Source organism: Nonomuraea sp. ZG12 (genome assembly GCF_052068115.1).
Taxonomy (GTDB): domain Bacteria; phylum Actinomycetota; class Actinomycetes; order Streptosporangiales; family Streptosporangiaceae; genus Nonomuraea.
The window spans coordinates 231,134-253,508 of the sequence record NZ_JBQHCW010000008.1; the positions used below are offsets into that span (position 1 = coordinate 231,134).

Sequence of the window (22,375 nt, forward strand, 5' to 3'; positions counted from 1 at the left end):
ATAATTCAATCCAATGAATTATCTTAGCGGGTATGACTCTTCGAGCCGGACTCGCCCTGTCCCGTGACGCCGCCGTCTGGGGAGGGCGGCTGTACGCGCGGCACTTCCTCCTGGTTCTCGGGCTGTCGCTGATCCCCACGGTGCAGCGGTTCGTCGCCGTCCGCTGGGGCGCGGAGCTCCCCGGCGACGTCAACGTCGCGGCCGAGGTGCTCACCGGGGCCACCCGCCTCGTGCTGCTGTACGTGATCCTCCGGCTGGCCGTACGGTCCGAGCCGGAGCTGCGGGGGCTCACCCTTCAGGCCCTCTGGCAGCGGCTGGGCGCCGGGATCGACCGCGGCCGGCTCGGCTTCGCCGTGCAGTTCGCCGTGCTCGGCCTGGCCTTCGTCCTGCTGGACGTGCTGCCCGGCCTGGCCATCGCACAGTGGGTCGCCGAGGAGCGGCGCGAACTCGTCACGGCGGTGCTCGTCTCGGTGAAGAATCCCACCGTCATCGCCTTCACCTTCATCTGGATGACGGGCGTGGGGCGCCGCCTCATGCTGGACGGCCGCCCGCGGGCCGACCGGCCGGTCGAGGCGTGAGCGTAGAAGGCGATCCTCCCGGAGGCAGCGCTCGCTCCGCTTCCCGGAGGGCGAAGCCGCGCGCCGCCCGGCGCGCGGCTCGTTCCCGCGGGTACGGGCCGTTCAGACCGACCAGGACGCGCGCTCATTCAGTGTGGCCGGATCGAACCCGGCCATCTGCTTGTAACGCAGCGCGATCTCCTCACGCTCGGCCAGCGGCATGACCTCGTCGATGTCGTCGAACCCCTCGGGGGCGCGCTCGTGCGCGAGCCGCATGACGACCTCCGGGCCGTCCTTGCGGTTGGCGTGCACGATGGCGGTGCACATGGGCCGGCGCTGCTCCTCGTAGAACTCCAGCCCTCGCCCGCCGGCCAGGGCGTTGGCCAGCACGCGGGCGTCGACGACGGACTGCGTGCCGCCGTTGGAGCCGGTGGGGTACATGGGGTGCGCGGCGTCGCCGAGCAGCGTGACCCGGTCCGTCGACCAGTGCGGCAGCGGGTCGCGGTCGACCATCGGATACTCGTAGACGGCCTGCGCGTTCGACACCAGGGCGGGGATGTCGAGCCAGTCGAAGCGCCAGTCGGCCACGTGGTGGAAGAACGTGTCGATGGACACCTCCCGGTTCCAGTCGCCCCGCGGCACGGTCTCCTCGGCCTGGCGCTGGATGGCCCAGTTGATGAGCACGTTGCCGTCCTCGTCCGGCGGCGCGATGGGGTAGACGACGACCTTCTGCACGTCGTCACCGGCCATCAGCATGGACCTGCCGGTCATGAACGGCTTGCTGATGGTGGTGCCGCGCCATAACACCTGGCCGCTCCACAGCGGCTCGCCCTCCTCGGGGAACATCGCCGCCCGCACGGCCGAGCGGATGCCGTCGGCGCCCACCAGCAGGTCGGCGTCGTGGTCGAGCCCGGTGACCGGCGAGCCGGTGACGACGGAGTCCGGCCCGAGCCGCTCCTTGACCGCCTCCAGCAGCATGAACTGCAGCCGCCCGCGATGGACGGAGTACTGCGGCCAGTGGTGGCCGGCGGCCACCCCCCCCGCACCTCCGACCAGATGGCCTGGCCGTAGCGGTTGACGAAGGTGAGATCCGCCGTGGCCAGGCCGATGGCGGCCAGCCGCTCACCCAGGCCGAGCTCGGTCAGCTCGCGTACGGCGTGCGGCAGGATGTTGATGCCGACACCGAGATGAGAACACCTCCCGTTTAGACGGCCATGCCATTGCCGTAATCGGTGTGAGGAGCACAAGAGTTCGATCAAGAGAGTGTGAAGCGGACCGCACGGGCCGCCGGGTCGGCCTGGACGAGCCGCACGGTCACGCGCTCGCCCAGCGGCAGCTCACCGTCGCAGCGCGCGATCACCGCGGGATCGGCGAGCTGCACCAGCCCACCGCCGCGCTCGTCGGTGTCGATCACCATCGCGCTGAACGCCTGCCCGACCCGGTCGCGCAGCAGGAACGCCTCCACCAGGTCCACGCAGGCGCGCTCGGCCGCCCCCGCCCGCCGCCCGCTCGCCGACATCGCCTCCGGCAGCGCCGCCAGCCCCGCCCGCACGTCCGCCGGGACCGGCTCCCCGGCGGCGACCGCCAGGCACACCTCCGTCGCGTAGCGGTCCGCCAGCCGCCGCAGCGGCGCCGTCACGTGCGCGTACGGCGCGGCGACCGCGGCGTGGTCGGCCAGCTTCGGCGGGGCGCCGTCGAAGGCCACGTAACCGGCCCCGCGCAGCAGCACCCGCGCCTCATGCAGGAACGCCGCCTGCTGCGGGATCTTCGCGTCGAGGTCGTGCACCACGGACCCGTAGGCGGCCCCCTCGGGCCAGGGCACCTCCAGCGCCTGGGCCACCCGCCGGACCTTGGCCAGGTCGGCCGGGCGCGGCGCGGGCAGCACCCGCAGCACACCGATCTCCGCGTCCAGCATCATGGCGGCCGCGGCCATGCCGGTGAGCAGGGAGAGCTGGGCGTTCCACGCCTCGGCCGCCAGCGGCAGCCGGTATTCGAGGCGGTAGCCGCCCTCGGCGGGCACCATCTCCTGATCCGGCGTCGGCAGCGTGACCCCGCCCCGCTCGCGTTCCAGCTCCAGCCGGAGCCGGCCGATCTCGGCGAGCAGGCCGAGCGTGCCGTCGGCGGTGCCGGTGTCGACGGCCGCCTGCACGTAGGCGTAGTCCAGCCGCTCGCGGCTGCGCACCAGCGCCCGCTGCACGTCCGCGCCCACCGTGCGGCCGTCGGGGTCGAGGTCGACCCGCCACACCGCGGCCGGCCGGGTCGCGCCCGGCAGCAGGCTGGCCGCGCCCTCCGACAGCACCCGGGGGTGCAGCGGCACGTTGCCGGTCGGCAGGTAGACCGTCGCGCCCCGGGCGCGGGCCTCGGCGTCGATCACGCCGCCCGGCCGCACGAACGCGCCCACGTCGGCGATGGCGTACCAGACGCGGTAGCCGCCGGGCAGCCGCTCCAGGTGCAGGGCCTGGTCGAGATCCATCGAGCCGGGCGGGTCGACGGTGATGAACGGCAGGTCCGTCAGGTCCAGGCCGCTGAGCCGGGGCACCTCGGCGACCCACTCCGCCTCGGTGAGCACGGCCTGGGGGAAGTCCGCGGGCAGCTTGAGCTCGCGGCGGACGCGGTCGAAACCGTCTTCGAGGCGGGCGGGAACCTCGCCTGGAACGTGGATGCTCGTACTCGACACGCGCTCAACCTACAACCGGGGTCGCACGCCTACCGCCCCAGGACCTCCAGCAGGCGGTTGAGCGGGCCGTCCAGGCCGTAGCGGTCGGCCAGGCGCACCAGCGCCTCCGGGTCGCGCGGCTTGACCGGCAGCGTCAGGTCGGCGTCCGGCAGCGGCGCGTCGGGCGCCACCCGGACCACCGCGGGCGCGGCCGCCAGGTAGTCGCGGGAGGCGGCCAGCTTGGTCCGGCTGCCCGCCGGGAAGCCGTCGGTGACGCCCTCGTCGAGCGCCGCCAGCAGCGCGTCCAGCGAGCCGAAGCGGGTGATGAGCGCGGCCGCGGTCTTGTCGCCCACCCCCGCGACACCGGGCAGGCCGTCGCTGGGGTCGCCGCGCAGCGTGGCGAAGTCGGCGTAAGCACGGCCGGGCACGCCGTACTTGGCCGTCACGAACGCCTCGTCGACCAGCTGCAGGTTGCGCAGGCCGCGGGCGGTGTAGAGGACGCGGACCGGGCGGGCGTCGTCGACGAGCTGGAACAGGTCACGGTCGCCGGTCACGATGTCGACCGCGCCGGACGCCTGGTGGGTGAGGGTGCCGATGACGTCGTCGGCCTCGTAGCCGGGCGACTCCAGCCGGGCGACGCCGACCGCGTCGAGCACCTGCTCGATCACCGGGATCTGCGGCACCAGCAGGTCGGGCACCTCCTCGGTGTCGCCGTGGGCGACCCGGTGCGCCTTGTACGTGGGGATCGCGGCCACCCGGAAGGCGGGCCGCCAGTCGGCGTCCATGGTCGCCGCCAGCTCGCTGGGGGAGTGCCCGCGCACCAGCGTGGCGATCATGTCGATGAGGCCGCGCACGGCGTTGACGGGCATGCCGTCCGGGGCGGTGATCGACTCCGGGATGCCGTAGAAGGCCCGGAAGTACAGCGACGGGGTGTCCAGAAGCATCAGCACCAGCCCAGTATGCCCACCGCCAGCAAACACGCGTCATCTTCCGGATTGGGACCGCCGATGTCGGTCAGCAGCCGGTCCAGCCCCTCGTCGAGATCGCAGCCCGGCAGCTTGCAGGCCGCTGTCATGACCAGGTCCAGGCCCTCGTCGATGTCACGGTCGCGCCGCTCCACCAGCCCGTCGGTGAACATGAGCAGCAGGTCGCCGTCGCGCAGCTCGGTCGTGGCCAGCCGGTACGGCCGGTCGCAGGCGGCGCCGAGCAGCACCCCTCTGGGCGGGGTGAGCTGGGAGGCCACGCCGTCACGCACCAGGATCGGCGCCAGGTTGCCCGCCTGCCCCCAGGTGAACACCCCGGCCGCGGTGTCGAGATGCCCGACGATCGCGGTGGCCGTGGTGTCGGCCAGCCGGTGCAGCACCAGGTCGTTCAGCCAGGCCAGCAGCCGGTTGGGCGGCGCGCCCGTCATGGTGAGGCCGATCAGGGCGTGGCGGAGCTGCGCCATGTGCGCGATGGCGGGCAGGCCGTGCCCGGACACGTCGCCGATGGCCAGCAGCACCCGGTCGTCGGGCAGGGCCGCGGCCTCGAACCAGTCGCCGCCGAGGCTGGCCGTCTTCTCCGCCGGGACGTACCGGACGGCGATCCGGGTGCGCGGCAGGTCGAGGCAGCCGACCGGCTCGGGCAGGATCGCCTCGCGCAGCGCGAGCATCACGTGCCGCTCCTCGGCCGCCTGCACCCGGGCCTCCAGGAGCTGGCGGCGCGACTCGGACATGATCCGCTCGGCGCGGCGGCGGCCGGTGATGTCCTGGATCACGCCGTGCACGCCGGTGGGCCCGCCGGGGGCCATCAGCGGCTCCAGCACCATGCGCAGGTTGCGCACGTCGCCGGCGCCGCGCCTGATGCGGAACTCCGCCTGCACCGGCTCCACGCCCTGCCCGACCGTCCACAGCAGCTCGTCCAGCGCGGCCAGGTCGGCGGGCTCGACGTAGTCGGCCAGCTCGGACAGGCACAGCGGCCCGTCGTCCGGATCGCGGCCGAAGATGGCGTACGCCTGGTCGGACCAGATGATGCAGCCGGTGCGCAGGTTCCACTCGGCCCAGCCCATGTTGCCCAGCCGCTGGGCGTGCGCGAGCCGCACCGCCAGCAGCTCGGAGTCGATGTGGCCGCCGACCCCGGTCGCCGCGTTCATCGGGCGATGCCGGTGACCGTGCTGGTGACCTCCGATGGCATCGACCATGATCTCACTCTCAAACGGCGCGGGAACAGGACAATTGGCCTCACAATACGTGATCGATCCTCAACGGAGTGTAGCTAGAGCTTGCCGTGTTGTGAGAGCTTTTCGCGGATTTTAGGATGCGCGATCCGAGTAGATTGGGGCCCGTGACCGCTTCAGACCTGTACCCCGTGTCCCGCCTCGCCGCAGTCCAGGAGGCCACCGCCAAAGCCGGACTGGACGCGCTGCTGCTGACCCCGGGCCCCGACCTGCGTTACGTCAGTGGCTATGACGCCAAGCCGCTGGAGCGGTTGACGTGCCTGGTGGTGCCCGCCACCGCCGAGCCGTACATGATGGTGCCCCGCCTGGAGCTGCCGGCCGCGCAGGCCTCGCCCGCGTCCAGGCTCGGCCTTGACTTCGTGGCCTGGGACGAGACCGACGACCCTTACCGGATCGCCGCCCGCCGCCTCGGCGAGGTGGCCAGGGTCGGGCTGGCCGACCGGATGTGGGCGATGTCCTCCCTGCGCTTCCGCGACGCGCTGCCCGGCGCCGAGCAGGTGCTGGCCGGCAGCGTGCTGCGGGAGTTGCGGATGCGCAAGTCCCCCGGCGAGGTGGCGGCGCTGCGCGAGGCCGGCGAGGCGATCGACTCCGTACACCGGCAGGTGCCCGGGTTCCTGCGCGCCGGACGCACCGAGCGTGAGGTCGCCCGCGACATCGCGGAGGCCATCCTGGCCTCCGGCCACGACACGGTCGACTTCGTCATCGTCGCCTCCGGCCCCAACGGGGCCAGCCCGCACCACGAGGTGTCCGACCGGGTCATCCAGCCGGGCGAGCCGGTCGTCGTCGACATCGGCGGCCAGCTGCACAACGGCTACTGCTCCGACTCCACCCGCACCTACAGCGTCGGCGAGCCGCCCGCCGACTTCGCCGCCTACTACGAGGTGCTGCGCCGCGCCCAGGCCGCCGCCTGCGACGCCGTACGGCCCGGCGTGCCGTGCGAGTCCATCGACGCCGCCGCCCGCGAGATCATCGCCGACGCCGGCCACGGCGAGCACTTCATCCACCGCACCGGCCACGGCATCGGCATCGAGACGCACGAGGAGCCGTACATCGTCGCGGGCAACGGCGAGCCGATGGAGGCCGGGTTCGCCTTCTCCGTCGAGCCGGGCATCTACCTGGCCGGCCGGCACGGCGCGCGCATCGAGGACATCGTCGTGTGCACCGAGTCCGGCGGGGAGCGCCTCAACAACACCACCCGCGAGCTGGTGATCGTCTAGGCGCGCGTGACGCCGCCTCTCCCGTCCTCGCCTTCTGGGAAGTTCCGCCGTACTTCGCCGGCGTTTCGGTGTATCAAATCCGGCGCCGCGCGCTCTGAGAGTGCGAGGGCAAGGGAGGCGGGATGCGCGTCGGACGGATGGCGTCTGTCGCCTCGCCGTGCGCGGCGCCACGCCCGGCCCGGGACGAAGCCGCGCGCACGGTGGTGATCGAAGGGCCGGCGGTGGGGATCGGCCCTGACGCGCCGCACCCTCACCCCGGCCGGGCGGCGGGGGTGCCGGGGAGGCGGCGGGCCTGGGGAGGCTCGCCGCCTTGAGGACGACGCCAGGGAGGCGGTGAGCGACGGGCGGGAGATCCCAGGGAGCCGGGAGCCGACCCGGCAGGTGCGCCGGAGTTGCCGCCGGAGGGGTCGGCAGTCTCCGGGCGGCCGCTGCCCGAACGGGCCGAGCGGTCGCGCGAGCACACCCTGGGACACTCACTGCGCGCCCGTACGCGACGCTCGCCGCCTCCCCGGCGCGGCCGCGGTGGTCGCCGGCGTGATGGCCGGCCCGGTGGCGAGGGTCCAGGCCGGCCACCCGCGTCGTACGCCCAGGGCCGGCGGCGAGGATCCGGCCACCCTGCTGTCACCTTGATCGGACGCTTGTGATCATGTGACAATTAATCACAAAGGGGTAACCGCGGGTGTTGGGGGGTCTCGCATGATCCGAGTGCCGATCGAGCGGACCTAGGATGCCGGGTGGCCTGCCGGACGAGGCGTTCGAGCTTGGCAGGACGTGCGCGCTGGCCGCCGAGTGCGGCAGGGACCTGCGGCGCTGCGCCGAGATGTACGCCGGGTTGTTCCCGGCGGCGACCTTCGACGGCGACTTCTACACCGCGCACTCGCTGACCGCCGCGTTCTGCGCGCCCTGGGCGAGCGCCGACCGGCTGAAGATGGCGGGCCGTACCGCGCTGTGGGTGCTGGCCCTGGACCGGCTCGTGGACCACACCACCGCCAGCCTTGAGCAGGTGAACACGCTGATCCGCGACTGCCTGGCGGTCGCCGACGGCGGGGCGCCGCGGGCGGCCGTCACCCGATTCCTGGCCGATCTGCGTGACGAGCTGGCCACCGTCGAGGGGTTCGCCGAGCTGCACCGGCTCTGGCGGGACCAGCTCGCCAGGATGCTGGCCGGGATGGCCAGGGCCTGGGTGTGGCGGGACACCCGGGCCGAGATCACGCTGGCGCGGTTCGTCGGCAACGCCGACAGCCGCGGCACCTGCTTCGTGGATCTGTCGCACTGGATCTACGCCGGCGACGCGTGGGCCAAGGGACACCTGGAGGAGCTGCGGGCGGCCAGCGAGCGGGTGCAGCGCTATCTGCACCTGCTCGGCGACCTGGCCTCCTACCGGCGGGACGTGAGCTGGGGCGATCTCAACGTGCTCACGCTCGGCGTCAGCAGGGGCGAGGTGACGGACGCGATGGCCGGCCTCGCGGGCGAGGCGGCCGAGCTGATCGACCGGGTACGGCAACGTAGCCCGCGTGCGGCCGACTACTTATGGCGACAAATGGGTTTTAACGCTGGATATAACAACATTTCGGACTATGGACGTCTATGAGTAACCGAGATGTCAGATAGCATGACAACTCGTTTTACCCAGCGCCAATTTCTGCCCCACCAAAGAGGTTATAGACGACAAACGGTGACATATCGATGTCCCGGGGGTCTTGGGCGCTTGAGTGGAATATGTCGCGTTGCTAGGGTGTCTCGATGCCAGGCAAGTGGATCAATCTTCTCGACGCCTTGACAGGAGCCACTGACCACGGCACCGCAGGCTGAGGGTCGCGCGGACGTGGAGGGAAGTGCAGGCGGTGCTGGATGGACTTCGGTCGCTCTGAGCGGTGGCGGCTGCCCACCCCGATCAAGATTCTGATCGCGGGCGGCTTCGGCGCGGGCAAGACCACCATGGTGGACGCGGTGTCGGAGACCCGGCCGCTGCGCACCGAGGAGGCGCTCACCCACATCGGCCGGCACATCGACGACCTGTCCGGTGTCGAGGCCAAGCCGACCACCACCGTGGCCATGGACTTCGGCCGCATCACCATCCGCGGCGACTACATGCTCTACCTGTTCGGCACCCCCGGTCAGGAGCGGTTCCTGTTCGTCTGGGACGACCTGGCCATGGGCGCGCTCGGCGCCGTGGTGCTGGCCGACACCCGCCGCCTGGCCGACTGCTTCCCGGCCATCGACTACTTCGAGAAGCGCCGCCAGCCGTTCGTGGTGGCGCTCAACTGCTTCGACGGCGCCCGCCCGTTCACCGTCGGCGAGGTGCGGCAGGCGCTGGGCCTGGATCCGGGTGTCCCGATCGTGCGCTGCGACGCCCGCAGGCGCGACTCCAGCAGGGACGTCCTGGTCACGCTCGTGGAGCACGCGCTGCGCATGGGCGCCTCCCCGGTCGGGACGATGTCGTGACCTCTACCGGCTACCTTTGACCGATGGAGGAGATCGACCGCAGGATCGTCACATTGCTGGCCGAGGACGGCCGGATGAGCTTCACCGAGCTGGCCAGGGAGACCGGGCTCTCGGTCTCGGCGGTGCATCAGCGGGTGCGCCGCCTGGAGAAGCGCGGCGTGCTGCGGGGATATGCCGCGATCATCGACTACGACGCGGTCGGGCTGCCGATGACCGCCTTCGTGTCGATCAAGCCGATCGACCCGGCCGCGCCCGATGACGCCCCCGACCGGCTGTCCCACCTGACGGCCATCGAGGCGTGCCACAGCGTGGCGGGCGACGAGAGCTACATCCTCAAGGTGCGGGTCGCCTCGCCGGTCGGGCTCGAGGAACTGCTGCAGCAGATCCGCGCCCTCGCCAACGTCTCCACCCGCACCACGGTCGTGCTCAGCACCCCGTACGAGCACCGCGCCCCCGACGTGAAGGGCACGGACGAACCGCCCGAAGCGGAGTGACGCGCCGGGCGTCGAGGACCGCGTTCAACGTCCGGCCCGGCCGTCGCGGATGTTGTCCAGGCGGTTCATGATGGGGGTGGCGGTGATCCCGTGCAGCACCACGGAGGCCAGCACGGCGAAGGCCACCACCGCCCACAGCTCCTCCGCAGGCACCCCGAAGTCCGCCTGACCCAGCGCGTAGGCCAGATAGAACAGCGAGCCGACGCCGCGCACGCCGAAGAACGAGATCGCGATGCGCTCCCGGGGCCCGGCCGCGCCGCCCAGCTGGGTCAGCCACCCTGCCACCGGCCGGATCACCAGCACCAGCAGGAGGCCGACGGCCGCGCCCCGCCAGGTGAGCGCCGCCAGCCCGCCGGTCGCGGCGAAGCCGCCGAGAAGGAGCAGCAGCCAGGCGGTCAGCAGCCGCTCGATCTGCTCCACGAAGCCGTGCAGGACGTTGTTGTAGCCGTGGCCGTGCTCGGCGCTCCTGATGGTGCACGCGGTGACGAAGACCGCGACGAAGCCGTAGCCGTGCACGAGCTCGGTCAGGCCGTAGGTGAGAAGGGTGGCGGCCAGGGCGACGAAGCCGTCGCGGTGCTCGGCCAGCCGCAGCTTCTCCACCCCGGCGTGGAAGAAGAGCCGGCCGAGCAGCCGGCCCAGCAGCAGCCCGCAGATCGCCCCGGCGGCGGTCCGGTACAGCACGTCCACCAGGGCCCACTCGCCCACCCAGCCCACGCCGCCGACCGCCGCGACGGCGATGGCCGCGTACACGATCGGGAAGGCCAGCCCGTCGTTCAGCCCGGCCTCCGAGGTCAGCGAGAAGCGGACCTCGTCGTCGGCGTTGGCCGCGTCGACCGGTTCGCCGACGTTGACGTCGGAGGCGAGCACCGGGTCGGTGGGCGCCAGCACCGCCCCGAGCAGGAGCGCCGCCCCGATCGGCCAGCCCAGCAGGAACAGGGCCGCGGCGGCGACGGCGGCGATGGTGAGCGGCATCGCCCAGCCGAGCAGCCGCCACGTCGTGGCCCAGCCGCGCAGCCCGGTCCGCCGGTTGATCGCCAGGCCCGCGCCCATCAGCGAGATGACGACGCAGAGCTCGGTGATGTGCTCCAGCGCCACCCGGTACGCGATCGGATCGGGCGCGGGTAACCCGATCGGCAGCAGGAACAGCAGCACGCCGCCGATCAGATAGGCCAGCGGCAGCGAGATCGCCCGCTTGGCGAGGATGCCGGGCAGCAGGGCGGCGAGCAGGGCGGCGCCGCCGCCGATGGCGAGGAGGAGGTCTGGTGTCGACATCGATGACCTAGTGCCCCGGAGATCACCGCACATCCCCTATGGGGGAAATTTCAGGATCGGCTCGTCAGCCGGCCCAGCGCCTCGTCGTATGGCGGGTCGAACCAGTAGCCGACATGCCAGCGCGCAGCGGCGAGCGGCTCGCCCGCCTCCCACAGCGGCGGGTCCCAGCAGAACACGTCCACCTCCCCCTCACCCCGCTCCCGCCCGCCCTCCGGCTCGTCCTCCGGCCCGAACGGGTCGGCCCGGTCGAAGACGGGACCGCCGATCGGGTCGCTCAGCCGGTAGAGGTTCACCCACCGCACCGCGTCGCGCACCGCCGACAGGCTCGCCGCGCCGAAGTACGCGGGGAAGTACGCGGCGTACAACCGGCACAGCGGCGAGCCGTGCGTGAGCAGCCGGACCCGCTCCCGTACGGCCGGCCTGAGCTGCAGCACCACGGCGGCGGCGATGACGCTGCCCTGGCTGTGCCCGGAGATGAGCACCTGGTCCTCCTCGTCCCGGGTGAGCGCGTCCAGCCGGGCGACCAGCTCGGGCACGACCCGCTCGGTGTAGCAGGGCGGCGCCAGCGGGTGAATGGCGCGCGGCCAGAAGGTGGCGACGTCCCACAGGATGCCGACGGTCCTGCGCAGCCGGGAGTCGCTGTACGTGCGCCGCCCCAGCAGCACCAGGCCGACGGCGAACGCCGCCATCGCCCAGCTGCCCAGGGTCGCGAACAGCCCCGCGGTGCCCTCCACCGGCGTGACCAGCCCCAACCGGTAGATCACGGTCACCACGGCGAACCCGGTCAGCCCGGTGCCCACCAGCAGCCCCAGCACCAGCCCGGCCCGGTCGGAGAGCGCCGCCAGCGACCACTTCCCGGCCACCTCGGCGGCGTGCGGCCCGTAGGAGGCCGCCAGCTTCGGGGCCAGCTTCGCGGTGGCCGCCTCGCGGATCCGCCACAGCACGACCGCGACCAGGACGACGCCCGCCACCATGACCGGGACCAGCGCCGCCGTCCACCAGACCGGGTCGTCGAGGAAGAGGTCGGTGCCGAGGTCCGCGGGCCTGGAGGGGGACTCCGGGATGCCGAAGAAGGACGCCGTCCAGAACATCAGGCCGAGCGCCAGCGCGTTGGCACTGCCCGCGGCCGCCATCAGCGTGAACCAGCTCGCCATCCCGCCCATCGCGCGCCGCTCGCCCGGAACCGCCGCCCGGCCGATCCGGTCCGCCGCCCGACCGGCGGGCCGGTCCATCCGGGCGAGCGCCCAGGTCCCCGCCCCGACGACCACCGCCAGCACCATCGTCATCCCGAGTTGGACCGTTCCAGCCCCGACTCCGGGCAACTGCGCGCTCAGCGCCTCGCGCGGCACGCCGAGCGGCAGCCCGGCCAGCGCCCACCCGAACGTCACCAGGAAGAGCACGGGTGCCGCGATCTCCAGCGCCCGGCAGGCACGGGTCAGCCACCCGCCGTCCGCGTCGCCGGCCTCGGGATCCACCCGGCGGCCGATCCCCGGGAGCACCACCAGCACCACCGCGGCCACCTGGACGGCCGCGTTCGCCACGGTCAGCGCCGCCCCGCCCGCCGAACGGGCGAACGGCGCGGACACGGCCAGCCCGATCGCGCCGAGCGCGAAGGCGATGTGCACGCTCCGCAGCCGCCACACCGGGGCGCCACCGTGCCACAGCCGCCGCCGGGCCAGCAGCACCCCCGGATGGCCGAACCCGTCGGGAGGCAGCACCGTGCGCTCGTCCCGCCGCCACGTACGCCGCGCGATCGCCCACAGCACCCCGACGACCGCGAGCGGCACCAGCGCGGTGACGGCCAGCCGCCGGGACTCCTCCGTCCCCCACAACTGGCTCATCCAGTGCACCCACACCGGCGCGCCCTCCCGCGCGCAGGCCCGCCCGGCCGCCGTGCACTGCCAGCCGACGAGATCGACGCTCGCCCGGACCAGGGCGCCGACGAGCGTCCCGGTGAGCAGCAGCGCGAACAGCCGCTGCGCCGCCTCGACGGTATGGCGCAGCCGCCGCCCGCCGTCCGGTCGCGGCAGCATGAAGTACGCCAGGTTCGCCATCGAGAACGGCAGCAGGAGCAGCCACAGCGCGATGGTCCGCCCGCCGGAGGTGAGCCCGCCCCACGCGTACGCCTCCCGATGCCGCACGCCCGGCACGTCCGCGTCCCGCCCGGCGGGCCTGCCGGACGGCCACCAGCGCCGGTAGAACCCGGTGGTCCGGTCGCCGGCCACCGGGTGGGGATGAGGGTGGTTGAGCATCGAGTTCGGCGGCGTGCCGGAAACGCCGTGCACGCGCAACTCGGTCACTCCCGCGGTGCTGGTGTCCAGAAACCCGTCCATGACCGCAGGATGACGCCGGTCAGGGCACTCGCGCCGCACAATCGCCCATTCACCGGGAGCCCCCGGTGGCGTAGTGGGCGCGGAGCCGCGCCTTGGCGGCCTGCGTGGCGCCCAGGTGGTCCAGGCCGCTGAGCGCGGCCCCGGCGATGGGCGCGAGCCGCGCCGGCACCAGCTCCGCCTTCGGCGCCCTGGACGCGAACGCGGCCTCCAGACGGCCCGTCAGCCGCCGATGCCCGGCGGTGAGTATCCCGCCGCCCAGCACCACCTGCGCGGGCGTGTCCAGCAACGACAGGCGGCGCAGGCACACCTCCGCGAGCACCACCACCTCGTCCGCAAGCCGGTCCACCAGCGCGCCCGCCACCTCGTCACCCGCCTCGGCGGCGGCGAAGACCCCGGGGGCGAGCTCGTGCAGCCGGTTCACGTCCAGCTCGCCGAAGTGCATCGCCAGGACGACCTGCTCGACCGTGGCGGCGGCGAAGTGGGTCGTCACCAGCTCGGCCAGGGCGGTCGCCCGGCCACGGCCGTCCTCGGCGCGGACCGCGTGCCACAGCGCCTCCTGGCCGAGGCCCTCGCCGCCGCCCCAGTCGCCGCTGAGCCGCCCGAGCGCGGGGAAGCGGGCGACCTGCCCGGTGGGGGAGGCGCCCACCGCGTTGATCCCCGCCCCGCACACCACCGCGACACCCCACGAACCCGACACGCCCGCGCGCAGCAACGCGAAGGCGTCGTTACGGACCACGACGTCGGCGCCGAACCCCCTCGCGGCGAACTCCCGCGCCAGCGCCTCCTCCTCCACCGGCAGATCCGCCCCCGCCAGAAACGCGGCCACATGGTCGAACCCCACCCCACCCGGCCACGCCGACGACAGCGCCCCCTCCGGCCCACCGTCCGCCCGCGCGGCGGCCAGCGCCTGCTCCACCACGTCGACCGCCGCCGCCACGCCCGCGCTCTGCGGGAGGAACGGGCCCGCGCGGCCGGTCGCCAGCACCTCGCCGTCCTCGGTCACCACCGCCACGTCGGTCTTGCTGTTGCCGCCGTCCACCGCCAGCAGCAGCCGGCGAGCCGCCACCGGCCCACCGCCCGCGACAGCGTCCCGCGAGCCCGCCGCTAACCCGGCGCCCAAGGCCGCGTCCCGCGAGCCCGCCACTAACCCACCGCCCACGGCAGGTGGCCGCGGTTGGCCTCCAGCAGCAGGCCGGTCAGCTCCTGCGCGACCGCGTCCTGGCCGACCAGCGGGTGCGCCAGCAGAGCGTCCCGCACGCGGTCCGCCCCGCCGTGCAGGGCCGCGCGCAGCGCGAGAGTCTCGTACGCCGACACATGCGCGATCAGTCCCGCGTACAGCGGCTCCACCGGCGTCACCGGCAGCGGCGCGGCCCCCGACGCGCTGACCGTCGCCGGCACCTCGATCACCGCCTCCGGGTCCAGGAACGGCAGCGTGCCGCCGTTGCGCACGTTCACCACCTGGGTGTCACCCCGATCGCCCAGCAGGGAGGCGATCAGTGCGACCGCGGCCTCGGAGTAGAAGGCGCCACCCCGCTCCGACAGCAGCTCCGGCTTGGTCACCACCGCCGGGTCGGCGTACATCGCCAGCAGCCGCCTCTCCATCGCCGCCACCTCCGCCGCGCGCGACGGCTTGGCGCGCTGCTCGGCCACCACCTCGTCGTGGGCGTAGAAGTACCGCAGGTAGTAGGACGGCACCGAGCCGAGCCTGCGCAGCAGCCCGGCGCGCAGGCCCACGTCGGCCGCGATCTCCTCGGCGTGGCCGGCCAGCAGCGACGGCAGCACGTCCCGCCCGTCCAGGAACACCGCCCGCTCCCAGGACAGGTGGTTGAGCCCGACGTGGCCGAGCGACACCCGCGCGGGCTCGACCCCCAGCGTGGCGGCGAAGCGCCGCTGGAGGCCGATGGCCACGTTGCACAGCCCGATCGCCCGGTGCCCCGCGTCCAGCAGCGCCCTGGTCACGATGCCGACCGGGTTGGTGAAGTCGACGATCCAGGCGCCGGGGGCCTCGCGCCGCACCACGTCGGCGATCTCCAGCACCACCGGGACCGTCCGCAGCGCCTTGGCCAGGCCGCCCGCGCCCGTCGTCTCCTGTCCCACGCAGCCGCAGCGCAGCGGCAGCGTCTCGTCCACGTCGCGAGCGGCCTGGCCGCCGACCCGGAGCTGGAACAGCACGGCCCGCGCTCCCGCGACCCCCTCCTCGACGGAGGAGGTGGCCACGATCCGGGCCGGATGCCCGGCGTGCGCGAGCATCCGCCGCGCCATCCCCGCCACCGCGTCGAGTCTCGATTTATCAGGATCTATGAGGGCGATCTCCGTGACGGGCAGCTCATCGCTGAGCCGCGCGAAACCGTCGATCAACTCGGGCGTGTACGTCGAACCGCCCCCGACCACAGCCAGTCTCAACCGTTCACTCCTGTCATGGTCGCGCTCCCGGGAGGCTCACCGTCTGGGCCCCGTGGAGTCGAAGATCTCGTCCTGGACGGTCGCCAGGGCGAGGTCGAGCGCCCCGGCCAGCACCGGGTTCCCCCGCACCGCCGACAACCGCACCCGAGGGCGGGCGATCGTCAGCGCGTGCAGCTCCTCCTCGATCAGCCCGCGCAACGTCTCCCCACCAGCCAGGACGACCCCGCCGGTCAGCACGATCAGCCCCGGATCCACCACGGACGTGATCGCGGCCAGCCCCACCGCCAGCCGCGCCGCGACCTCCCGCAACGCCACCACGGCCACCTCGGCCCCCACCGTCGCGGGTCCGACCGTCGCCGGGCCGACCATCGCGGGTCCGACCGTTGTGGGGCTGACCGTCGCGGGGCCCGCGGCTGCGGCCGCCGCGTGGGAGACGGCCTGGCGGAGGTCGGCGCCCGGCACGCCGTGGGAGCGCAGCACGCGCAGCACGGCCGCGCCGCCGGTGAGCGCCTGGTAGCCGTGGTCGGCGTACTGACCGGTCTCGCGGGCCGTGGGCGCGCCCGGCGCGGGCATGTAACCGACCTCGCCCGCGCCGCCGGTGGCGCCGCGATGCAGCCGGCCGCCGAGCACGATGGCCGCGCCGATGCCCTCGTCGGCCCACAGCAGCACGAAGTCGGGCGTGCCGCGTGCCGAGCCGTGCGCCTGCTCGGCCAGGGCCACCAGGTTGACGTTGTTCTCCACCGAGACCGGCACGCCCAGCCCTTCGGTGAGGGCCGGCTCCAGGTCGTCGATGTGCCATCCCGGCATGTCCCGCGCGGTGGCGTACCCGAGCCTGCCGGTGGCGGGGTCGAGCGCCGCCTGGACGCCGATCACCACGCGGCGCGGCGGCGCGGGCGGGTTCGCGCCGGCCAGCGCCGCGCGCAACCGGTCGATCAGGGTGCCGCGCGGGCGCGGCCCGGTGACGAGGGTGTGCTCGCCGACGACGGCGCCGGACAGGTCGGCCACCCTGGCCTCGACGCGGGTGGCGGTGACGTCGAGCGCCGCCGCGTACGCCGCCGCGGGGTTGATGCGGTAGAGCTCGGCCGTGCGGCCCGGCAGCCCGTGCCGGACGCCGTCCAGGACCACCAGGCCCGCCTCCTGCAGCCGGAACAGGAGCTGGGAGGCCGTCGGCTTGGACAGGCCGGTCAGCGTGCCGATCTCGGGGCGGGTCAGCGGGCCGCGCTCCAGAAGCACGCGCAGAGCGGCGCGATCATTGATGGCGCGTAGCAGACTGGGAGTGCCCGGTACGGGAGCGCTCACTGTCACCCCTTCGCAACGTTAGGAAACTTTCCTAACGAAAAGGAACGTAAGGAGTGCGAGGGGGTTCGGTCAAGAGTCGAAACCGAGCCGTGATCACCGGCGGAAGGGGGGATCACGCGAAAGAGTGGGCGTCCCTCGACGGGCATGCTAATGTCATCGTTTGTCGTAACAACAAGCAGAATAGCCCGGAGTGTCCCATTACCCACATTAATGGTCTGGCGGCAACGCGTCAAACAGAGCTCGCCAAGGAGCAGGCGTACGTCACCCGCCTCTATGACCGTCTCGACGTGCTGCGTGAGCGCACCCAGGGGCAACTCAAGGACGTGCTGGCGGCCGGCGCCGTCGGGACGATGCAGAACAGGTCGGAGCGTGACACCTTCGCCGAGATGTACGCCACCAGGCTGGCCAGGTTGTGGGCGGTGGAGCGCGGGCTGGCCTTCGGCCGGCTGGACCACGTCGACGAGGGCCGGCTCTACATCGGCAAGCTCGGTCTGAGCGACGACGAGCAGGAGCGGCTGCTCATCGACTGGCGGGCGCCGATCGCGCAGCCGTTCTACCGCGCCACCCCGTCCGCGCCGATGGGCGTGACCAGGCGCCGCCACCTGCAGACCAAGGGACGTGTGGTCAAGGCCGTCGAGGACGACCTGCTCGACTTCGACGCGCTCACCGACGACGACCGCGCCACGCTCAACGGTGAGGCCGCGCTGCTGGCCGCGCTGGACGAGCGGCGCACCGGCCGGATGCGCGACATCGTCGCCACCATCCAGTCCGAGCAGGACCGCGTCATCAGGTCCGACCTCAACGGCGTGCTCGTCGTCCAGGGCGGCCCCGGCACCGGCAAGACCGTCGTCGCCCTGCATCGCGCCGCCTACCTGCTCTACACGCACCGGGAGCGCCTGGAGCGCCGCGGCGTGCTCATCCTCGGCCCGAACCTCACCTTCCTGCGCTACATCGAGCAGGTGCTGCCCTCGCTCGGCGAGACGGACGTGCTGTTGTCCACCGTCGGCGAGCTCTACCCCGGCCTGGTCGCCGGCGCCAGGGAACGGTCCGAGGTGGCCGCGCTCAAGGGCGACCTGCGCATGGCCGAGGTGCTCGCCAAGGCCGTGCGCGAGCGGCAGCGGGTGCCCCGCAAGCCCGTCGAGCTGAACCTGGGCCGCTACACCCTCACCATCGACCGCAACATGCTGGAGTCGGCGCGCGGCAAGGCCACCCGGTCCCGCCGCCCGCACAACCAGGCGCGCGCCACCTTCGTCAGGTCCCTGCTCAACGCCCTGGCCAGGCAGGTGGCCAGAAAGCTCGGCAAGGGGCTGATCGACGACGACGAGCTCGCCGATCTGCGCGAGGAGCTGCGGACCGAGCCGGTCGTCCGAGCCGCGCTCAACCGGCTGTGGCCCTATCTCACCCCGCAGCGCCTGCTGCTGAGCCTGTACGGCTCCGCGGAGCGGCTCGACCACGCCGCCTCGGCGCTGTCCCCGCGGGAGCGGGAGCTGCTGCGGCGCGACGGGGCCGCCGAGTGGACCGAGTCCGACGTGCCGCTGCTCGACGAGGCGGCCGAGCTGTTGGGCGAGATCGACGAGCAGGTGCTGCGCGCCAGCGCGATGCAGGCCGAGGAGGAGCTCGCCGCGGCCCGGGAGGCCGAGGAGCACGAGCGCGAGGCCGAGCTCTCCTACGCCCGCGAGGTCCTGGAGCTGACGGGCCTGTCGGACGTCATGGAGGCCGAGCGCCTCGCCGAGCGGCACCGCGGTGACGGCCCCTATCTGACCACCGCCGAGCGCGCGGCGGCCGACCGCAACTGGGCCTACGGGCACGTGATCGTGGACGAGGCGCAGGAGCTGTCGCCGATGGCCTGGCGTTCGATCATGCGCCGCATCCCCACCCGTTCGATGACGATCGTCGGCGACATCGCGCAGACCGGTTCGACCGCCGGGGCCCGCTCCTGGGCCGACGTGCTCGACCCGTACGTGGCCGGGCGCTGGCGGCAGGAACGGCTGAGCGTCAACTACCGCACGCCGGTGGAGTTGATGGCGCTGGCCTCCCGGGTGCTCGCCACCATCGATCCGGAGCTGGAGCCGCCGACCTCGGTCCGCGAAGGCGGTGTCGAGCCCTGGTCGGCGCCGCTGGCGGCGTTGCCGGAGCTGGTCAAGGCGGAGGTCGGGGAGGGCGGCAAGGTGGCCGTGGTGGTGCCCGACGCGATGCTCGCCGAGCTGGGCGAGGTGGTCCTCGGCGCGGTCGACGGCGCGGTGGTGATCGCGCCGGGGGCGGGCCGGGCGCACGGCGCGGCGGCTCTCGACGCCCCGGTGGCCGTGCTCGCGGTGGCCGACGCCAAGGGGCTGGAGTTCGACTCGGTGATCGTCGCCGAGCCCGACCTCATCGCGGGGCAGTCGCCGCGCGGGCCGAGCGACCTCTACGTCGCTCTCACCCGTGCCACGCAACGGCTCGGAGTCGTCCACGAACGGCCCCTGTCGCAGGCGTTGAGCGGCTTGCCAAGCCGCTCGAACGGGCCTGCAAATGGTGATTAACGTGCTTTAGTGGTGCTGGCCCAGACGCTCCCACCTGCGAAAACTTGATGTTCTCGCTGATCGGGACACGGTTGACATCTGAGGTGGAGTCGGTAGTTTGCTGCCCAGTCCAGCACGGGACTTGGCCGGTTGGCCGTCTCTGACATCGTCGGATCCTGCGCCCGTGACGGAGCGAGCTCCGTCCACACAGCCAGGTGCAGGGCCGTCGGTCCGTCGAGTCGGGGCACCCCAGCCGGGCGGGGGGTTGGACCCGGGACGGGCCCGGGAGCCCAGTAGACAACGGAATTTCGCGCTCGCCGCCGACGAGACGGATCCGGTCCGAAGGGTTCTCGGGCCCTCTTCCCGCTCTCGTGCGCGGGATGTCAGCGCGCCGGGTGGTCTCGTCAGCGACGGGATCACCCTGCCGCTCCTCGCGCCCGGCGTCGCGCCGCGCGCCGCTCGCCGGAGCCCGATCCGGTACGACACCGCCCGATGACGGCCGATGACGGCCGGATCCCTTCGTCGTGCCGTGACCTGAGCGCGGCCCCGGGGCGGTAGCGTTTTCGCTGAGAAGGCGTGCGAGTCGCGAGGAGAACCTGAGTGGTGCAGGAAAAGACGGGCACATCGCCCACCCTCGCGCCCGGTTCGGTTGCCGCCGAGCCGCGTCGCCGCGCGCCCGCTCCCGAGTCGAGGTGGATCCTGTCCGGCCGGGTGGCCGCCGCCGTCGCCGGGGGCGCGCTGCTCTTCCTGTCCTTCCCGCCGCTGGACTGGTGGCTGTGCGCCCCGCTGGGGCTGGGGCTGGTCGTGGCGTCGCTCTACGGCGCCAGGCCCAGACGGGCGGCCTGGGTGGCTTACGTGGGCGCCGTGGTGTTCCTGCTGCCGGCGTTGTCCTGGGTGCGGCCGATCGGCGACGACGTCTGGCTGATGCTGGTGGGCGTCGAGAGCCTGTTCTACGCCGCCTTGGCGGTGCCGGTCTCGCTGGTGTTCAGGCTGCGGCTGTGGCCGGTCTACTTCGCCGCGCTCTGGGTGGCCATGGAGTGGATCCGCGGCCTGGTGCCGATCGGCGGCTTCCCCTGGGCGCGGATCGCCTTCAGCCAGGGCGAGTCGGTGTTCACCCCCTACGCCGCGCTGGGCGGCGCGCCGCTGGTGTCGTTCGCCGTGGCCCTGTGCGGGGCCCTGCTCGCCTACGCGCTCCTGCGGCCCGCCGCGGGCCTGCGGCAGGCGATCCCGCTGGCGCTCGCCCTGGCCGTGCCGCTGCTCGGCCTGGCCGTGCCGCGGCACACCGACGAGGGGCGCACCGTCAACGTGGGCATCGTCCAGGGCAACGTGCCCGGCCGGGGCATGTACTTCCTCGGCGACGAGCCCGCCGTCGTGCTGAAGAACCACGCCGAGGAGACCAAGCGGCTGGCGCGGGCCGTGCGGGCCGGCGAGCTGCCCAAGCCCGACGTGGTGGTCCTGCCGGAGAACTCCACCGACATCGACCCCTACCGCGACACCTCCGCCTACCGGACGATCGACGAGGCGGTGAAGGACGTCGGCGTGCCCACGCTGGTCGGCGCCGTGGTGGCGGTCGGCGAGGAACACCGGGCCACCCGCAGCCTGGTGTGGGACCCGGCCACCGGACCGGGCGCCTACTACGACAAGCAGCGGCTGGTCCCCTTCGGCGAGTACACCCCGTTCAAGGACCTCGTGATGGCCCTGTACGACCGGGCCGCGATGGTCGGCAGGCAGTCGGTCCCCGGCGTGGGGCCGGGCGACCTGAAGCTGGGGCCGGTCACCATCGGCGCGGTCAACTGCTACGAGGTCGCCTACGACGACACCGTGCGCGAGACCGTGCGGACCGGTGCCACGCCGATGGTGGTGCAGACCAACAACGCCTCCTACGCGCTGACCAATCTGCCCGCGCAGCAACTCGCCATGTCAAAGCTGCGGGCGGTCGAGCACAACAGGGCCTTCGTCACCGCCGCAACCACCGGTATATCCGCGTTTGTCACCCCTGACGGTAAAGTCTCCTGGCAGACTCGCGAGCTGGTCGCCGACATGACCGTGGTGAAGGTGCCGGTGCGGACCGAAATGACGGTCGCCACCAAGGTCGGAGCGGCACCCGAGTGGGCATTGATCGGGTTGGGAGCGGTGGCGGCCTTCGCGGCCGTATGGCGCAGGCGGCGGCACGACCGGATGGGGAATGAGTGACGATGGAGACTCTTGGGCGGGTGCTGGTCGTCGTCCCGACCTACAACGAGCGCGACAACCTGCCGAAGATCGCCGAGCGGTTGCGGGCCGCGCTGCCGGAGGCGCACCTGCTGGTGGCCGATGACAGCAGCCCCGACGGCACCGGCGAGATCGCCGATGCGCTCGCCGCCGGCGACGATCACGTCCACGTCCTGCACCGGCCCGCCAAGCAGGGGCTGGGCGCCGCCTACATCGCCGGATTCCGCTGGGGCCTGTCGGAGGGCTTCGACGTGCTGGTGGAGATGGACGCCGACGGCTCGCACCAGCCCGAGGAGCTGCACAAGCTGCTCGCGGCCCTGGTCGACGGCGCCGACCTGGCGATCGGCTCGCGCTACGTCCCCGGCGGCCGGGTGACCAACTGGCCGGCCTCGCGGGAGTTCCTGTCCAGGGGCGCCAACCTCTACACGCGGATCATGCTCGGCCTGCCGGTCCGCGACGCGACGGCGGGCTTCCGCGCCTACCCGGCGGCCACCCTGGAGAAGGTCGGCCTGGCCGACGTGGAGTCGCAGGGCTACTGCTTCCAGGTCGACCTCACCCTGCGTACGGCCCGGCACGGGCTGCGGGTGGCCGAGGTGCCGATCACGTTCGTGGAGCGCACCGTGGGCACCAGCAAGATGAGCGGCCGGGTCATGGCCGAGGCGTTCTGGCGCGTTACCCAGTGGGGGATCACCGGCCTGCCGGCCAGGCTGCGCAGACGGCGGGTCTGATCCCGGTCCCCCGGAACGCATCGGCCGCACCGGGCGTTGTCCTTGAT

General features: G+C 72.9%; 17 protein-coding genes. 8 read left to right on the forward strand and 9 right to left on the reverse strand.

The annotated features are described in order from the left end of the window. Window positions 1-32 precede the first annotated feature (32 nt). On the forward strand, window positions 33-578 hold the full coding sequence (locus tag ACTMTF_RS23835; protein WP_441112662.1) for a hypothetical protein: 546 nt from the start codon (window positions 33-35) through the stop codon (window positions 576-578). Between the two features lie 102 nt (window positions 579-680). Here the strand turns inward: ACTMTF_RS23835 and ACTMTF_RS23840 are convergent, their stop codons facing one another. The 4 genes from ACTMTF_RS23840 to ACTMTF_RS23855 all read right to left on the reverse strand — a co-directional run bounded on the left by ACTMTF_RS23840 (window position 681) and on the right by ACTMTF_RS23855 (window position 5,392). Next, window positions 681-1,592, reverse strand: a complete 912-nt coding sequence (locus tag ACTMTF_RS23840; RefSeq protein ID WP_441112663.1) for an FAD-dependent monooxygenase — start codon at window positions 1,590-1,592, stop codon at window positions 681-683. Between the two features lie 220 nt (window positions 1,593-1,812). Next, on the reverse strand, window positions 1,813-3,234 hold the full coding sequence (locus tag ACTMTF_RS23845; protein ID WP_441112664.1) for an RNB domain-containing ribonuclease: 1,422 nt from the start codon (window positions 3,232-3,234) through the stop codon (window positions 1,813-1,815). A 29-nt stretch (window positions 3,235-3,263) separates the two neighbouring features. Further along, complete coding sequence (locus ACTMTF_RS23850) at window positions 3,264-4,157, reverse strand: 5'-3' exonuclease (protein ID WP_397013482.1); 894 nt, start codon at window positions 4,155-4,157, stop codon at window positions 3,264-3,266. After that, a complete protein-coding gene (locus ACTMTF_RS23855) occupies window positions 4,157-5,392 on the reverse strand; it encodes a PP2C family protein-serine/threonine phosphatase (protein WP_397013094.1) in 1,236 nt (411 codons plus the stop codon). The genes ACTMTF_RS23850 and ACTMTF_RS23855 overlap by 1 nt, the downstream gene beginning before the upstream one ends. A gap of 116 nt (window positions 5,393-5,508) precedes the next feature. Here ACTMTF_RS23855 and ACTMTF_RS23860 point away from each other — a divergent pair, with 116 nt between their 5' ends. The 4 genes from ACTMTF_RS23860 to ACTMTF_RS23875 all read left to right on the forward strand — a co-directional run bounded on the left by ACTMTF_RS23860 (window position 5,509) and on the right by ACTMTF_RS23875 (window position 9,584). Continuing rightward, window positions 5,509-6,645 (forward strand): M24 family metallopeptidase, encoded by a 1,137-nt coding sequence (locus ACTMTF_RS23860; RefSeq protein WP_441112665.1) that lies wholly within the window; start codon window positions 5,509-5,511, stop codon window positions 6,643-6,645. A gap of 727 nt (window positions 6,646-7,372) precedes the next feature. Further along, a complete protein-coding gene (locus ACTMTF_RS23865; RefSeq protein ID WP_441112666.1) occupies window positions 7,373-8,236 on the forward strand; it encodes a terpene synthase family protein in 864 nt (287 codons plus the stop codon). Window positions 8,237-8,496: 260 nt separating this feature from the next. Beyond that, on the forward strand, window positions 8,497-9,090 hold the full coding sequence (locus ACTMTF_RS23870; RefSeq protein ID WP_397013088.1) for a GTP-binding protein: 594 nt from the start codon (window positions 8,497-8,499) through the stop codon (window positions 9,088-9,090). Window positions 9,091-9,113: 23 nt separating this feature from the next. Next, entirely contained in the window at window positions 9,114-9,584 is a 471-nt protein-coding gene (locus tag ACTMTF_RS23875; protein WP_397013086.1) for an Lrp/AsnC family transcriptional regulator, read from the forward strand. 24 nt (window positions 9,585-9,608) lie between these two features. Here the strand turns inward: ACTMTF_RS23875 and ACTMTF_RS23880 are convergent, their stop codons facing one another. From ACTMTF_RS23880 to ACTMTF_RS23900, 5 genes are read right to left on the reverse strand one after another with little or no spacing between them, the layout of a single operon-like run. Continuing rightward, window positions 9,609-10,856 carry a cation:proton antiporter gene (locus ACTMTF_RS23880; RefSeq protein WP_441112667.1) on the reverse strand — a complete coding sequence of 416 codons (1,248 nt, stop codon included), beginning with the start codon at window positions 10,854-10,856 and terminating at the stop codon, window positions 9,609-9,611. Between the two features lie 50 nt (window positions 10,857-10,906). After that, window positions 10,907-13,189, reverse strand: coding sequence for a hypothetical protein (locus ACTMTF_RS23885; protein WP_441112668.1), 2,283 nt, complete (start codon window positions 13,187-13,189; stop codon window positions 10,907-10,909). A 49-nt stretch (window positions 13,190-13,238) separates the two neighbouring features. After that, a complete protein-coding gene (locus ACTMTF_RS23890; protein ID WP_441112669.1) occupies window positions 13,239-14,333 on the reverse strand; it encodes an N-acetylglucosamine kinase in 1,095 nt (364 codons plus the stop codon). Continuing rightward, window positions 14,333-15,592: a 6-phospho-beta-glucosidase gene (locus ACTMTF_RS23895; RefSeq protein WP_441112670.1), complete on the reverse strand. Its 1,260-nt coding sequence runs from the start codon at window positions 15,590-15,592 to the stop codon at window positions 14,333-14,335. Before ACTMTF_RS23895 ends, ACTMTF_RS23890 begins: the two co-directional genes overlap by 1 nt. 36 nt (window positions 15,593-15,628) lie before the next feature. After that, window positions 15,629-16,891, reverse strand: a complete 1,263-nt coding sequence (locus tag ACTMTF_RS23900; RefSeq protein WP_441112671.1) for an ROK family transcriptional regulator — start codon at window positions 16,889-16,891, stop codon at window positions 15,629-15,631. A 350-nt stretch (window positions 16,892-17,241) separates the two neighbouring features. Between ACTMTF_RS23900 and ACTMTF_RS23905 the strand changes: the two genes are divergently transcribed. From ACTMTF_RS23905 to ACTMTF_RS23915, 3 genes are all read left to right on the forward strand, one after another. Continuing rightward, window positions 17,242-19,410: a HelD family protein gene (locus ACTMTF_RS23905; RefSeq protein ID WP_441112778.1), complete on the forward strand. Its 2,169-nt coding sequence runs from the start codon at window positions 17,242-17,244 to the stop codon at window positions 19,408-19,410. Between the two features lie 579 nt (window positions 19,411-19,989). Beyond that, window positions 19,990-21,582, forward strand: coding sequence for an apolipoprotein N-acyltransferase (gene lnt / locus ACTMTF_RS23910; protein ID WP_441112672.1), 1,593 nt, complete (start codon window positions 19,990-19,992; stop codon window positions 21,580-21,582). Window positions 21,583-21,584: 2 nt separating this feature from the next. After that, entirely contained in the window at window positions 21,585-22,328 is a 744-nt protein-coding gene (locus ACTMTF_RS23915; protein ID WP_441112673.1) for a polyprenol monophosphomannose synthase, read from the forward strand. Window positions 22,329-22,375: the final 47 nt, after the last annotated feature.

Bases quoted from the DNA above. Each gene is read 5' to 3' on its own strand.
- ACTMTF_RS23915 (WP_441112673.1), top strand. From the start codon at position 21,585: ATGGAGACTCTTGGGCGGGTGCTGGTCGTCGTCCCGACCTACAACGAG.
- ACTMTF_RS23855 (WP_397013094.1), bottom strand. From the start codon at position 5,392: ATGGTCGATGCCATCGGAGGTCACCAGCACGGTCACCGGCATCGCCCG.
- ACTMTF_RS23875 (WP_397013086.1), top strand. From the start codon at position 9,114: ATGGAGGAGATCGACCGCAGGATCGTCACATTGCTGGCCGAGGACGGC.
- ACTMTF_RS23870 (WP_397013088.1), top strand. From the start codon at position 8,497: ATGGACTTCGGTCGCTCTGAGCGGTGGCGGCTGCCCACCCCGATCAAG.
- ACTMTF_RS23850 (WP_397013482.1), bottom strand. From the start codon at position 4,157: ATGCTTCTGGACACCCCGTCGCTGTACTTCCGGGCCTTCTACGGCATC.
- ACTMTF_RS23905 (WP_441112778.1), top strand. From the start codon at position 17,242: ATGCAGAACAGGTCGGAGCGTGACACCTTCGCCGAGATGTACGCCACC.
- ACTMTF_RS23860 (WP_441112665.1), top strand. From the start codon at position 5,509: ATGCGCGATCCGAGTAGATTGGGGCCCGTGACCGCTTCAGACCTGTAC.
- ACTMTF_RS23865 (WP_441112666.1), top strand. From the start codon at position 7,373: ATGCCGGGTGGCCTGCCGGACGAGGCGTTCGAGCTTGGCAGGACGTGC.
- ACTMTF_RS23885 (WP_441112668.1), bottom strand. From the start codon at position 13,189: ATGGACGGGTTTCTGGACACCAGCACCGCGGGAGTGACCGAGTTGCGC.
- ACTMTF_RS23880 (WP_441112667.1), bottom strand. From the start codon at position 10,856: ATGTCGACACCAGACCTCCTCCTCGCCATCGGCGGCGGCGCCGCCCTG.
- ACTMTF_RS23835 (WP_441112662.1), top strand. From the start codon at position 33: ATGACTCTTCGAGCCGGACTCGCCCTGTCCCGTGACGCCGCCGTCTGG.